Source organism: Planktothrix pseudagardhii (assembly GCF_904830925.1).
In the GTDB taxonomy this organism is placed as follows: Bacteria; Cyanobacteriota; Cyanobacteriia; order Cyanobacteriales; family Microcoleaceae; genus Planktothrix; species Planktothrix tepida.
Window position 1 is genome coordinate 5,776,913 of record NZ_LR882967.1, and the last position, 14,590, is coordinate 5,791,502.

At 40.7% G+C, this 14,590-nt stretch carries 13 protein-coding genes; 4 read left to right on the forward strand and 9 right to left on the reverse strand.

The features are described from left to right. Positions 1-36: 36 nt before the first annotated feature. From NMK36_RS24995 to NMK36_RS25005, 3 genes are all read left to right on the forward strand, one after another. Positions 37-279, forward strand: a complete 243-nt coding sequence (locus NMK36_RS24995; RefSeq protein ID WP_254172700.1) for a hypothetical protein — start codon at positions 37-39, stop codon at positions 277-279. A 32-nt stretch (positions 280-311) separates the two neighbouring features. Continuing rightward, positions 312-1,211, forward strand: coding sequence for an IS982 family transposase (locus NMK36_RS25000; RefSeq protein ID WP_254172701.1), 900 nt, complete (start codon positions 312-314; stop codon positions 1,209-1,211). A 345-nt stretch (positions 1,212-1,556) separates the two neighbouring features. Further along, positions 1,557-1,775, forward strand: a complete 219-nt coding sequence (locus NMK36_RS25005; protein WP_139294979.1) for a hypothetical protein — start codon at positions 1,557-1,559, stop codon at positions 1,773-1,775. On the opposite strand, the gene nadB is transcribed toward NMK36_RS25005, so the two are convergent. The 8 genes from nadB to hetZ form a co-directional block, all read right to left on the reverse strand. Then, positions 1,772-3,484: an L-aspartate oxidase gene (gene nadB, locus NMK36_RS25010; protein ID WP_072717983.1), complete on the reverse strand. Its 1,713-nt coding sequence runs from the start codon at positions 3,482-3,484 to the stop codon at positions 1,772-1,774. The two genes, NMK36_RS25005 and nadB, sit on opposite strands and share 4 nt — an antisense overlap. 187 nt (positions 3,485-3,671) lie before the next feature. Further along, positions 3,672-4,103, reverse strand: a complete 432-nt coding sequence (psbU, locus tag NMK36_RS25015) for a photosystem II complex extrinsic protein PsbU (RefSeq protein WP_072717982.1) — start codon at positions 4,101-4,103, stop codon at positions 3,672-3,674. 269 nt (positions 4,104-4,372) lie between these two features. Beyond that, positions 4,373-5,248, reverse strand: a complete 876-nt coding sequence (locus tag NMK36_RS25020) for a hypothetical protein (RefSeq protein ID WP_139294978.1) — start codon at positions 5,246-5,248, stop codon at positions 4,373-4,375. Positions 5,249-5,643: 395 nt separating this feature from the next. Next, a complete protein-coding gene (locus tag NMK36_RS25025; RefSeq protein ID WP_254174888.1) occupies positions 5,644-8,004 on the reverse strand; it encodes a DUF3488 and transglutaminase-like domain-containing protein in 2,361 nt (786 codons plus the stop codon). Between the two features lie 95 nt (positions 8,005-8,099). After that, complete coding sequence (locus tag NMK36_RS25030) at positions 8,100-8,375, reverse strand: hypothetical protein (protein WP_254174889.1); 276 nt, start codon at positions 8,373-8,375, stop codon at positions 8,100-8,102. A gap of 55 nt (positions 8,376-8,430) precedes the next feature. After that, positions 8,431-10,158 (reverse strand): group II intron reverse transcriptase/maturase, encoded by a 1,728-nt coding sequence (gene ltrA, locus NMK36_RS25035; RefSeq protein ID WP_254173914.1) that lies wholly within the window; start codon positions 10,156-10,158, stop codon positions 8,431-8,433. A 597-nt stretch (positions 10,159-10,755) separates the two neighbouring features. Next, on the reverse strand, positions 10,756-11,559 hold the full coding sequence (locus tag NMK36_RS25040; RefSeq protein WP_254174890.1) for a hypothetical protein: 804 nt from the start codon (positions 11,557-11,559) through the stop codon (positions 10,756-10,758). Further along, on the reverse strand, positions 11,552-12,712 hold the full coding sequence (gene hetZ / locus NMK36_RS25045; RefSeq protein ID WP_072717978.1) for a heterocyst differentiation protein HetZ: 1,161 nt from the start codon (positions 12,710-12,712) through the stop codon (positions 11,552-11,554). The genes NMK36_RS25040 and hetZ overlap by 8 nt, the downstream gene beginning before the upstream one ends. Positions 12,713-12,859: 147 nt before the next feature. On the opposite strand from hetZ, the gene NMK36_RS25050 reads away from it, so the two are divergent. After that, positions 12,860-13,348 carry a hypothetical protein gene (locus NMK36_RS25050; RefSeq protein ID WP_072718687.1) on the forward strand — a complete coding sequence of 163 codons (489 nt, stop codon included), beginning with the start codon at positions 12,860-12,862 and terminating at the stop codon, positions 13,346-13,348. Between the two features lie 120 nt (positions 13,349-13,468). On the opposite strand, the gene sds is transcribed toward NMK36_RS25050, so the two are convergent. Further along, positions 13,469-14,440, reverse strand: a complete 972-nt coding sequence (gene sds / locus NMK36_RS25055) for a solanesyl diphosphate synthase (RefSeq protein WP_254174891.1) — start codon at positions 14,438-14,440, stop codon at positions 13,469-13,471. Between the last annotated feature and the right edge of the window lie 150 nt (positions 14,441-14,590).

Consider the following 14,590-nt stretch of genomic DNA (forward strand, 5'->3'; position numbering starts at 1 on the left):
TCCCTGACGGTTTTATGTTAAATTAACGTGAGTTCGATGGAGTGCGATCGCGACAAAACAGACGACTATTGGACAGGCGATCGCGATAAAACAGACGACTATTGGACAGGCGATCGCGATAAAACAGACGACTATTGGACAGGCGATCGCGATAAAACAGACGACTATTGGACAGGCGATCGCGATAAAGCAGACGGCTATTTGGCAGGCGATCGCGATAAAACAGACGGCTATTTGGCAGATGATCTAATCAGTAAGCGTGGGAAAATAGAGATGTAACCAGCAAATATTAGACAATTAGGGAGGCTTTTATGGATCACAGAGCATCACACTTAGACATGACAGAAGTTTTTTGTGACGTGGATGACTTTTGTCAAGTATTTGAACCCTTATTGGCACAAATGTTGTTACCAGAAGTGGTGGGTCAAAGCCGACCCAAAACCCGCTTGACTTTAAGTGAAATAATGACAATATTGATCGGATTTCATGGTTCACGTTACCGAACATTTAAAGACTTTTACCGATTACAAGTAATGGCATATTGGTCGAAAGCTATGCCTAACTTAGTCAGTTATAATCGTTTTGTTGAGTTAATGTCTTATGCTTTATTAGCACTATGTTGTTACTTTGAGTATTGTTGTAAAGGCGAGGTAACTGGAACAAGTTTTATCGATTCAACCGCCTTAAAAGTCTGTCATAAAAATCGAGCAAATAGCCATAAAGTCTTTGCTGGACTAGCGGAATGGGGGAAAAGTTCAATGGGCTTTTATTTTGGATTTAAGTTACATTTAATCATCAACGACTATGGGGAAATTTTAAATTTTCAAGTCACACCTGCCAATGTTGATGACCGAAAAGTAGTCCCAGAATTAACAGAAGGAATTGTGGGGAAAATTTTTGGAGACAAGGGATATATTTCGGAAAAATTATTTAGGCAATTACATGAAAAAGGTTTACAACTGATAACTAGGCTGAAGAAAAACATGAAAAATAAATTAATGTTGTGGTCAGATAAAATGAAATTAAGAAAAAGAGGTATAATAGAATCAGTGAACGATCAACTGAAAAACTTATGCCAAATTGAACATACAAGACATCGAAGTGTAGCTAATTTTATGGTGAATTTAGTAGCCGGAATGATAGCTTATACTTATCAACCAGAAAAGCCATCATTGTATGACATTGAACAACCCGTTTATCATTTTGAATAAATTTAAATTTCCCGCGCCTTAAATAAACATTAAAACTGACAAGCAAATTTCGATCAAGCCTTAGCACTTACAGCTTGGGGCTTCGCTGTGAGCGTCAGCCGGACGGTGTAGCGATCGAACTCCGTCGAACTCACGTTAAATTATAAAAATATTTTATAATTATTGTAATGATTTTTAATCATAGACTTTATATCAGGGGGAATAGGGCTGATTGTCAAAAACTCTCCCAGAATACTCAGTGTAAATACGGAATATAATTGATATACTTGAACCATTAAGGCAGTTTTGTTATCGTTGGCTGCCCTGGTTGAAAGATTAAAGGTTTAATTAGGGGGTAAAACGATTGTGGTTTCTAGCCTAACACTCAAAATATTGGCAGGGGTTTGCTGTTTGCCCTTAAGTGTTGCCTTGCTTTTTGCTCTCATCCTTAAGTTTGGGCCAGCCAACCCGCTTAATCTTTCTCAATTTCATCATTTTTGGGTTCCCTCAGATTTAATTTGTGAGTATGTTCCTCCTAAAACGGGAAAACCCCCAGATGGCGATGGTTCTGGCTCACGAACTTAATCGGGAACCGGCGGTGATTTCCAAATTTGATTTTCTTGAATTAAAGTATGAACTTGCCAGCTTGGGTCTGACTGTGGGTAATCTTGTCGATAATGACCCCCACGACTTTCAAGGCGAAACGCTGCACTCTTCAAAATTAACTCGCCAATGCTGAGTAAGTTACGAGTTTCTCCCCATTGTTTTAAATCATGTGCCTTAATGCCCACTAATTCCCAATGACTCGAATCACTCGGATGTACACGAGATAATAATTGGCTGATGGGTAAAGCTAAAAATTCTTCAGACCATGCTTTCACCTGAGTTAAACCCTCCTCCAAGTGATCAGACTGGCGACAAATCCCAGCACTTTGCCATAGGACATGGGGCAAGTGGGATCGAATTGTTTTAATTCTAGCATAGTGTTCCTCCCAGTGGGAGTCACTCAAAATCACTGGCTTGATTTCTAAAGTTGAATCAAATTTTTCCTTCGTTGTCGGAAGGTTACGAAAGTCAATAGATGCTAGTTGAGCACCAAACACTAAACATTCTAGCAAAGAATTGCTGGCTAAACGATTCGCACCATGCACTCCGGTACTGGCTGTTTCACCCACTGCATAAAGTCCAGGGATAGAAGTTTGACCTTGAGTATCCGTCACAATACCCCCCATCCAATAGTGGGCTGCTGGGGTCACAGGAATGGGTTGATTTAAAATATCAATGCCCCACTGTTGACAAACTTGAATAATATTCGGAAAGCGATAGCGGATTTTGTCCGGGGGAATAGACCGTAAATCTAACCAAACTTGTTCTCCATGATTTCCCGGTTGTTGACGTAACTGTTGCAAATGGTTAAAAATAGCCCGACTGACCACATCTCTGGGCGCTAATTCTCCCCGGCTATCATAATCAAAGACAAACCGCCGACCTTGGCTATCAATTAAGTGGGCCCCTTCTCCTCGGACGGCTTCACTAATTAAAAATCGCGGCGCTCCCGGTTGGGTTAACGCCGTTGGGTGGAATTGGAAAAACTCTAAATCTCTCAGTAATGCTCCGGCTCTCCAAGCAATAGCCACCCCATCCCCGGTACTCACTTCTGGGTTTGTGGTGTGGGCAAAAACTTGGCCTCCTCCCCCCGTGGCTAAGATTACAGCCTTTGCTTTCACCCGATAAATCTGATGATTGTGAATCAAACTGATGCCTTGGCAGCGTTGGCCGTCGGTATCCATCCATAAATCTAAGGCGAAGGCGGGAGAAATAATTTTAATATTAGGTCGTTCTAAGACTCGTTCAGTTAAGGTTGTAATCACAGCCCGTCCAGTTGTATCGGCGGCGTGCAAAACTCGATGACGGGAATGGGCTGCTTCTAAGGTGAGGGCTAACTGGCTTTGATGCCGATCAAAGGCTACGCCTAATTCTACTAACCGATGAATACATTTTGGCGCATGATTCACTAGAAATTGAACAGCCTCTACTTCACATAACCCAGCCCCAGCTTTTAAGGTATCTTCTAAATGCAGGGTGGGAGAGTCATCGCTTGAAATAGCAGCAGCAATTCCTCCCTGCGCCCAATCACTCGCTGATAGGGGTAGAGCATCTTTACTCACTAAGCCAATCTTCAAGTGTTCAGGTAAACAAAGGGCGGTATATAATCCCGCCGCTCCTGTACCCACAACCAACACATCAAACACTAAGGGCAGGTGGGAAGTTAAGGAAGTCTCAATAACGGTCATGGGTCAGTGCCAGGATGAGGGGTTGGTTTTAAGTCAGGGATGAGGGTTTTGCTCTGTACCAGTGGTGTACAGTACCCCAGAACCATAACAGATTTAAACGGATTAAACTGACGTTAGAGATTATGTTAACTTTTTTTAATCTCGTTAACATAATCCGTACATTCTGACACTGAATCCCAAAAATGGCTTAGTCGTAAGCCCCAACATTTAACCGTTGGTCACCTTCGATAAACACAGACTCAGGAGGAGTCACGGTAAAGTTCTCTAAATTCTGTTGCAGAATTTCTTTTTGTTGTTCTGTCAAACCAGATATTTTCAACACATCCTCAACGGAATCATAGGGTGCATTCAGAATAATCAGTGACCCTAACTTGGGAAACATTCCTTTGTATTGACGAAAATCTCGCAGATCGCTATTATTTAAGTCCAATTTATTGCGAACCTTAGCCATCTTGTCATCAACACGATTTCTCCGAGGCGTTTCCGTTGCTAAGATCGGAGAAGTAACTCCATACTGCATCACGTTTAAGTTTGCAGCTAAAGCACTTTGATGTCCAGTCCATCCTAGACAACCCACTATTAAAACTAACACAGCCAACAGGCGACTCAATCGTTTCATCAACGCTCTTCTCCCAACTGACATAAACAGCATTTACAAGAATTTGATATTTTCAGGCAGAATGAGTAGCAAAGTGTATTCTACCATTTCCTTTACCCCCAATTTAGGCGCAAAGTTCAATAGAAAAACTCGCTGATCCCCTAGCTAAAAAGCCCGGATTTGGAAGTTTACTCAAATCACAGTTCAGTTTATGCTGTTGTCAACCTTTTCCGGTTTTATGTAAACTTTCTTAAAATTTGTTACGGTTCTGGCATGGGAGCGGTCGCAACTTATCGCAGTCCCACACCCATCCCATAACTATAAATACTTAAAACTTGATCTTCAGCACTCATAATGATTTTAATTCCGGTTCCATCAGGGTTCATCCATTCATAAGCCGCCTTAAAATTCTCTGCTAATTCGGGATTAAAGCCTGTATTCACGGTTCCTTCACTCCCCATAATCACTTTCACCTGTTCATAGGTCATTCCTAATCGCAATTGATAATACTGTTCACGGGTTGCTAAGGTTGGCCCTTCTGGATGGTTCGGGGGTGCGAGTTGTCCAATTGTATAGTTGTCTAAATTTTGGGTCAAAACCGAGGTAACGTTTTGATTTTGATCAAAGATTACGGTAATTCGAGAACCATTGGGATTTAACCAATGATAACGATGGTCTGATAAGTTCTGGGGAGAATGATTGATTTCTTCATCTTTTTTGCCTTCACTACCCATGATTTTAACGACTTCATCATAAGCCATTCCTAATTTAATTTGATTATATTGATCAATCAGAATGGTACTTTGGGATAAATTTTGTAACGTTCCGTCTTCAGCTTTTGTTACTTGTAAATGTTCGGGATGGCTTAAATTATAAGACGCTAATTTGATTACTTTTTTATCGGCATCAAAAACAATACTAATTGCTGAACCATTTCCATTAATCCAATGATAAATTACGGGGGAATTAGGGTTCTGATTGTTTGTAAACCCCCGATCTTGTTGTCCTTCTGACCCTAAAATCGTTTTGACTTGATCATAGGTCATGCCAATTTTCAGTTGACTATATTGCAATAAGTTATAGGGATTAGCTGTTGTCGGTTGTGCTTGAACGGGTAAACCCCAGAGAAAACTACTGATTAATCCCGTTACTACTATTCGCTTCATCACCATTGTTCCTCACACTTGCAGATTGTTGGTTGTTATTTTATCGGAATTTTAGTAGAGACTCATAGCCTATCTTGTCTGGGGTAGGGAACTTAACATAAGCTTACTTTATTGCAAAAGAGTTATTGTTTTAAATTTTAAAAGTTTATCTCAATTTTGGGGCAAATTTTGTCAAGAGGTTATTGCAAGCTATTTGCAACTATTGACGCAATTACGCCGTTTGGTGCTATAATACAAAAAAAATAATCTGGGGAAGTATAGCTTTATTAAAAATCATAGGTCTAAAATCCTAATTTTTCGTGTAATCATAATATTACATTCCTGAATTTACCTTGAAGTGTGATACCAAATTTTCAGAGACTATTTTGATCTGCAATAAGTTGATCTTGACAAAATCATCGTTTTATGTATTTAAGCCAACTTCGATGGTTGAGCCGTCTCCAATATGCTCTTTTTAAATTCATCAATAACTCTCGCATTTGCTCAAGATTAAGCGGTTTTCCACCATAACGCCAACCAATATAGCCTTGAGACAATTCATCAATAACTTCAGCTTCCGCAATTGAATGATATTGCTGTAACCAAGACGCATATTCTAACGGGGTTTGTGCAGGATGTTTCGGATAACCTTTACTGGCTAAAACCGCTAAGAGTTGTTGGTAAAGACTTTCTTCAGGAGGGAGTTTCGCCAACCAACGACGATAGCTCCAACCCTGCCAAATATCCCAACTTAACCACCCGAAAAATGCAATCACAGTGGTAATAATTAATCCACTAAAAATCCCTAACCCTCCCTGGGTAAATAAACTAAAAAACCAACGAATTCCTTGAAGTATTCCTAAAATTATCGTTCCTAAAATCGCTTGTAATCCATTCGCAACGGGAGAAGGTAACCAACCCGCCACCCAACTCCAAAACGCTTTTAAGGCACTAAAAGTTTGGTCTTCTTCCACCGAAGGGGGAATTAAATCCATCCCCGGAATGGGATTAAATGCAAACCAACCATAGTTAGGGAAATATACCTCTGTCATCGCAAAAGCATCAGTATTTTTCACAACGTATAACCCCGTAAAATAATTAAACTCCCCAGGGTTAAACCCGGCGACCAGTCGCGCTGGAATTCCGATAGAACGTAACATTATTGTTAGAACCGTAGAAAAATGATCGGGGTAGCCTCCGGTGATTTTTTCTCCTGGAGGACTATCTTGATACCCAAATAAAAACGCTGCAACTAAATCTTCATTTTTCTTTAGAAATGGAGGTTCCTTTTGTAATTTATAATTGGGGTTTTGTTTAAGATATTGTGCTAAATATAAAACTTTTTCATAGGTTGAATCTAAAGGTTTCTTATTTTGGGCGACTTGATTGACGCTGGCTAAGATTTCTTCTGTTTTTTTCCTGACTTTCTCCTCGATTTCTTCAGGAACTTGTAAATAATATTTTTTGATAGTTTTGGGATAGTTCGTTGATGCTTGTTGTAATTGATTGCGGTTACGATAGGGAACTTGAGAAACCACTGTGTAAGTCATTCCCTCTCGGAGTTCCAAAGGTGAGCGCAAATTCCCATCAGGATCAATAGCAATTTCCTCAGTAGGAAAATAGATTTCCTTGGGCTTATCCATCGCCGGAATTAAACTCGGAAGTTGTTGCAGTACGGTATAACTCTGAACCACTTCTTGCATTTTTGCTTGAGTGATTAACGGAAACAAATTAAACTGATACGACCAAATCGAACGCCTTAAAGGAATTGTTCTATCATTACGAGAAATTTCCCATCCTTGTCCGGTATAGCGATCAAAAGCCACGACTCGCCAAAATCCCCTCGCTTGTGAGCGCACTCGTAGAACGTCTTGAGGCTTTAATGCTCCGCGTAAATTCTGATTAATTTTCGTATTAAATCCATAATAAAACGTATCGTTTAGCGTTCCGGCTCCTGTTTCCTGATTTAATCCAGTACCACCCCCACCGGAATTATTATTCTGATCTTTTCCTGAAGACACATAACCTGGATTTAAAATTTGTCTGCCATCAAATTGTCCCGGTGGCATTTTAATCGGAGAACTCACCGGAAATGTTCTTAACTGATATCCTGGGAACCGAGGAAGAGCGGTAAAAATAATTAATCCTAAAGCAACTACGACTAAAAAAAGAATTCCAACAAACTTAAAATTTACCTGACTACCCGGTTGCTGTGATGTTTTTTTCGACTTAAATTCAATATCTCCTAACCCTAACCGAGAGCGATAATCTAAAATTAACGTCGGTAAAGCCAACCCCAAAAATACTAACACCACAGGCGCAAACGCCATCGTTTGACTAAGCGTCCCTGCGACTCCCAATAAAATCAACCCAATCACCATCGAATACCCCAAATCTTTGCGACGGGGTAAATCAAAACTATGTAAAACCTGTAATTCAATTAATAATCTGGCTAACGCTAACCGCGTATCATTCATTTCCCCAAATAGTCGCCCAAAAAATGCAGCCAGGGCAACTAACATTCCAATCGCAATACAAAATTTAATCGGCACATTGCGATGGCGGCGACGAAACCAACTCCAGGTTGCCCCCAGGATACTTACAGGAATTGCCCATAAATTCAGGGGTTCCTCAATAGCAACATCCGTTGCCACAATCCCCGCAATCACTAACAATTGAACTAACACCCGTAGCCACAGGGAATCCTCCGGTACTGGCTTGGGTGCTGCTTCAATCCGTCGCCATAATTGACTAAAAAAAGGGATTGAGGGTGTCATCGTTTAAGCTTAAAGGTTAAAGGGTTGAAACCTTAAACTACTTTAACTTAAGATCACCTAAACTGACAGACTAAATTTAGCTTATGGGTTGCTCCTTATTCAATCCAAGGTTGGGGGCAAATTGCAAAACAGAGGGGATTTTGCTCGTCACTATGAAATAAAACATGAAGTCGATAAATTCGGTTCGGTTCCGGGTCTATTAGTTCCAGTTTCAAATATCCGGGAGATTCCCGTTGCGCTGTTGCTGATCTCGTGTCATCTAACAGTTGCAACCGCCCTCCGGCTGGAAGTTGACCCAGAATTTTCAAACTAGATCCAGTTAGAGTCGATAGGAGCGTTACCACTCCTACCTCTCCTTCAGAACCGTGCATGAGACTTTCACCTCACACGGCTCCTTGATAATTCCACCTTTGTTATAGGTACGATTCAAAACGGTTGATTGTCATAATTCTCAACAGTTTTAGTTAAGGAACCATCACTAGCCGTTTTTGTGTCGTGACAATGTTTGTGTAAAAGTTGCAGATTATCGTAAGTATCTTTTCCACCTAACGATTTGGGTTTGATATGGTCAACTTCTACAATGTCTGTACTTGTAAAATACAAACCACAGTGAGGACAAATACCCTTTTGTTTCTTAATTAATTGGGAAACCCTGTTAGGAGTCTCAGGATATTCACCTCGTCGTTTACTCCAATAAATCCAGTTTCCATCAAACGGACTAGCCTTGCCTTTAACCTTTGTATGCCTGACGATTGGTGTACTAGCATGGGTGAGTAATTCTAATCCATTTTCTGTACTGAAACACCAATTTATGTCGCCTACTGTTCGCCAGTATTTGTTTTTATTGATGTTCCCTTTTCCCCTCGTTCTTGCCCAGGCTCTCAACTTGTCATAAGTTAGATAGTCAACCTTGTTAAAGGTTTCTTTACTGACTACCGTTGAGTAATAGTTTGACCAGCCTCTTATAATTGGATTCAGCTTACTAATTAAAGCAGCTTGAAGCGAGGTTTTATGGGTATCTATTATTTCAGCTATTTTGACGAGGTGAGTTTTGATTTTGGTTTTTGAGGGTGTGATTAATGTCTTAAAACCTAGTGGTGTTCCATTCGTTTTTTTTGCGCTTCGGTAGTTACCTACTTTGTACTGTTGTATATGGAACCCTAAAAACTCAAACCCAACATTTCCTTCTATTTTATTAAGGGTGTGGGTTAATTTTGTTTTATTAGGTTTTAATTCCAGTCCCATATCATTTAACCATTCAGCAATTATCTCTTGAACTCTTTTGATGATGTTCAAATCCTCGTGGATTATTACAAAGTCATCAGCGTACCGGATGAGGCTAAGGGCGTAACGGTTATCCCTTTTTCTCCCTTGTAGAGTTTCTGCATATTGCATTACTCTTTCTTCCATTCCATGTAAGGCAATATTCGCAAGCAAGGGTGAGATAATCCCCCCTTGTGGTGTACCTTCATTTGTTGGAAAGATTTTCTTTCCGTCCATATACCCTGCTTTGAGCCAAGCTTTAATTTGTCGGTTTAAGTTTGGGTAAGTATGTATTTTTGAGAGTAATGCTTTATGGTTAATACGGTCAAAGCATTTAGCAATATCAGCATCCAGTATATATTTAGCTTTATATCTGATATTGTTAAATATTGCTTCGATTGCATCATGACAGGAACGTCCTGGTCTAAAACCATAACTGTTTGGCTCAAATTGTGCCTCCCATTCTGGTTCTAATGCTAGTTTGACTAACGCTTGTAATGCTCTATCGTCTATTGTGGGTATTCCTAATGGACGGGTTTCTGTTGTACCAGGTTTGGGAATCCTTACTCTACGAGTAGGCTTAACCTTACCTGTTAACTTTAATCGTCCTACAAGGTTCATTCGTTGCTTTGGGGTCAGAGATTTAACTCCATCCACACCTGCGGTATTTTTACCTTGATTATCTTGTGTTACCCGACGTGTTGCAATACATTTTGCCGACCAGGAATTAATCAGGGTCTTCTGAAGTTTGCGAACTGCTTTAACATCGCCTCGTTCACTCGCTTGAAATATTCTCTTTTGCAACTTAAAAGTCACCCGTTCTAGCTTGCGCCAGTTAAGGTCTTTCCACTCCACCGTCTGATTTTTATTCAGCGTTTTAGATATATTCATTGCTACTTGTTCTATTTCTTTGGAATTACCGAGTATCTGTCAGCATATCCCTTGCATTACCAAGGGCATTCGCTTTTGATACCATCCCTCCCCTACCTATCATTCGTTAGCTACTTACTGGATTTCGACCTCTCCAGAGATATATGGGGGTTACTTCGTTCCGATTACATATTTGTTTGAAGTCTTTAGCGTGATGCTTTCCACCGGGTTTATTGGGCGGTGCTAATAAGTCGAAGAGTAAATCGCTTATGCCCTAGCCTTGCCTTTTGGCTTGGTGTTAATCAAGTTTTATCTTGATTCAGCCATTACACCATTTCAAATGACGATGGTTCAGATACATCTTTGCTTGCGCTACACATGGACTTCTTGCTCGATAGTTACCAGATTTGGCTTCCAGTAGTTCTACCTTTTAATCCCGCTTTAGCCTGTTGGATGCTACCCTCACAAACTAGGGGTTATGCTTTCACCTCAGCACTTGAGGGATGGGACTTACCGCACGGCAGTTCACCCATAAATGTAATCAGTTATCACCAGTCTTAACTACTGGGTTAACCGTCCCATAAGCTTTTCGGCTTATTTTAGGTTAAACGAATCGCACTACTCGGTTTGAACATATTCCACCTCAAGGGTCAATTCTCCTAAAGTCGTTAACCACTCTTGGTGAACAGGAGCTTGATTCAAACCACAATTGAGAGTCAAAGCCTGAAGAATTTCCTGCGCTGCTAATAATAACAACACCATTTGTTGCTCAGGGGTTGCAGTTTCATAACAAGGCTGAGACTCGGTTAAATCGGTATAACTTCGTAAACGCCCTAGAATCACATAACCTGCCAATTCATTCAGAGGTTGGGATTCATTAGGAAATAACGTTTCCACCACCTGAACTAATTTAGCACCTTGCTGCAAAGCAGAGTGAACCACTTTTTGACAAGGAACCAATAATTGATCAAAAACCCACTCTGGTAGAGGAACTGACCATCTCAATTGCTGTCGATGAGCAACCCAAAGATTAGACAGAGGAACCGGTTCTTCCCTGAATGCGTCTGGATATTCATGCTGCAAATCAGTGCCGACGGGTTCCCAAGGAAACAAGGGCGGGTTCAGTTGAATCGTGGGTTTGAGTCTTTCTCTCAAAACGGTCTCAAATCGGTTTTTCACAATCGGTATATCTCCCAGTGTGAATCGTTGACTGTTGGGGTCGAAAACGTCCATCTCTTCAGAATCGAGGGGGTCTAATTCCTCCCCCTCTAAGTTTTCAACTCCAGAAGTCTCATCAGGAATGGGATGGGAGTTTAATCCATCCTGAGCCTGATGAGATAAAGATGTCGTTGGCTGTTGCAACAACCAGTCAAAGAATCGACGCTCACAGCATTGATTATCTCGGTTTGCTTCGTTATTCATCACTGGATGCCCCTGCTCCGGATACTGAACGATTCCTGATTTCCCAAGCCAACTCTAACAATTTAAACCAACGTTTTTGAATCTGAGCTTCTTTGCAATTTAAACTTTTGGCAATTTCCGCATCAGACAATCCTTGTTGTTTTAACCTTAACAAACTCTCCTGCTCCGAACCAATTTGAGTTAAGAATTCTTGCCATTGATGAGGCAATAACCCTAAATCTCGTTCTAAATCTGCTTCTAACCATTGGTGAACTAATTCCCAACGATGTCCTAAAGCAAATCGAAGCAGATGATACTTAAATCGTTGCTGTAAATAATCACGCTGACGGGATGTTAATCCTAGGATTTTCTCAATTTCACGAGTGGGTAAATCCTGTAACCGCAAGGCAAAATAGTCGGCACAATCTTGTTGTTTGTGTTCTTCTAAATAAGCCATCAGTTCCTCTACTACCGTTTGACGGAGAGAATCGGACTCTGATTCGTTGGACTCTGTTACCATTGCGGCTCGGACTTGCTGGAGTGAGGAATCATTCCAGGTGGTATCAGATTCGGAACCTGACCCCTCAGCGGCTTGTTCTAAATCAACAAAACTTTCTTTAGGCTGTTGTTGAGAGAAGGTTTGCGCTCTGAGTATAATCAATTGCTGACTCCGACCCCGGGCTAAAGGAATTCGCCGTTTACCGTAGCGTTCCGTAAATGCCATATATTCCGCAAGTTCCAAGAGTGTCCGAGGACGGTAGGTGGCAGCTAACTGCGCTTCTTTACGAAAGGCATTCAAGGTTTCTAAATAAAAGGCTTGTAAAAAATCCTTAATTAATTCCAATCGAGCTTGGTAACTCGATTGCACTTGAGGAGGAGTAATATATCGATAAACAATCGCGCTCAAGGTACTATGTAACTCCAACGGCCCTTGTTTTGACCCTAGCTTATAATATTGAATACATTGCTGTAAACGGTGTTGAGCTAAAGTCATGGCCCAAGTTTCTATATCCCCTGAGTCTTGAATCCGTTTGCTTTCTGTACAAATACGGGTGGCTTCTTCGGTAATTCGTTCTGCAACATCCCGACAGTTTTGTTCAGAAGCACGAGTGGATTGATTCAGTTCTCTCAATAGCCTTTGGAAAATGGTTTCGCTTTGGCAGATTTCCCCCATGATGTCTAGTTACTACAATGACCCTAACACAATGATTCCAGAATCAGTCTTGGATTTCCGGATGGTTTACTATTGTGGAACAGGCATCTTACCTGTTCATTGGGAGATGTGGGAAAGAATACAGTCAACAGTCAACAACCAACACCTATGAATTTAGATCAACAAATTCAAACTTTAATTGATAAAGCACCTCAAGATGGAACAACTCCCCAGGTTGTTGAAGCGATTTCACCTGCGCTAAAACTATTAGCAGAACAATTGCAACATCCCGAATATTATATTTTACAAACTTTAGATCAAAGTTGGGTGATACAACCGTTTATTAATGTAGATCAACCCAAACTCAAAAAAAGAGTTATTTATGCGTTTTCCACTTTAGAAGATGCGTTAAGTTATGGGAATCCTGATTCCGGTTCTCAACTTGTAGCGATTCCGTTACCCGTTACTCATATTCTATTCCAAATGGTTGTCTTAGAAATGCCTGATAGTTTATATTTCTTTGAAATTCCTAAAAATTTTCAGTCGGCTACCGAAATCAAACGCAGTGAAATTCAAGAATTAGTACAAATTTATCTCCAAGACTATCAACAACGTCGTCAGTCTAAATCCCGTAAAATTCCACCAAATATTGCTTAAAGTCGTTATCAGTTATCAAGTATCCGCATCATCAGTTATCAATTATTAGTTGAAAACAGTCAACTGTCAACTGTCAGTAGAGACGCACCATGGTGCGTCTCTACACTGTCAACTTTGCCGTTAATAAAGCCGGCTCAAAACATAATCGGCTAAATCGATTAATACCTGTCGAGATTCACAGACTTGAAAAGATTCGATGTACTTGACGGCTTGTTGAGCATGATCAGATGCTAATTCCCTAGAACGTTGAATGCCTGAGCTATCTTTGATTAAGGTTAAAGCTTGTTCTAAATCTCCTTCCTGAGCAAATTCTCGCTCGATTAAAGCTTCCAAAGACGGTTTTTCTTCTAAAGCATAGAGGGTCGGTGCGGTTAAATTTCCACTTTTGAGATCAGAGGCGGCTGGTTTTCCTAATTCCTCGGTGACACCAGTAAAGTCCAAAATATCATCGACAATTTGGAAGGCTAAACCAACATGACGACCATAGTTATATAAGTCTTCTGCCTGTTGGGTTGAAACCCCACTTAAAACACCTGCTGCTTTAGAACTATTGGCAATCAAAGAAGCAGTTTTATAATAACTTTTTTCTAAGTAGGCTTCAATTGATAATCCCGTATCAAATCGATTCAAACCTTGTTGAATTTCTCCCTCCGCTAAATCCATAATCACTTGGGATAGTAATTTGACAACTTCCAAGTTATCCAAATTGGCTAAATACCAAGAAGATTGAGCAAATAGGAAATCTCCGGCTAAAACCGCAACTCGGTTATTGAATAAGCTATGAACCGTTGGCACTCCCCGACGCATTTCAGCATCGTCCACCACATCATCATGGACAAGACTGGCGGTATGGATCATTTCTGTGATTTCTGCCAACCTCCGATGCTTGAGGGTAATATTTTGATCGGGCATTGTGGTTCGGGAAATCAACAGGACAATCGCAGGACGTACCCGTTTCCCTTTGACACTAAACAGGTGTTCTGCGGCTGCATACAAAATCGGATGTCGTGCACCGACAAGTTGTTTTAAGTTATCGGTCAATAGCCGCAGGTCTGCTTCAACTGGCGAAAATAGAAGAGTTTGCGATGTCATGGATTAGCCAACTCAGGCGTTGAGTTAACAAAATTTTACATATTATAGTCTGATTTTAATCTGTTTCGGTTCAGGGGATCGCATTGAAGTTGAAACAGGAGTCTGGAAATTTCGGCGTAAATAGACCCTAATCCAGAAGGGATAGGGATT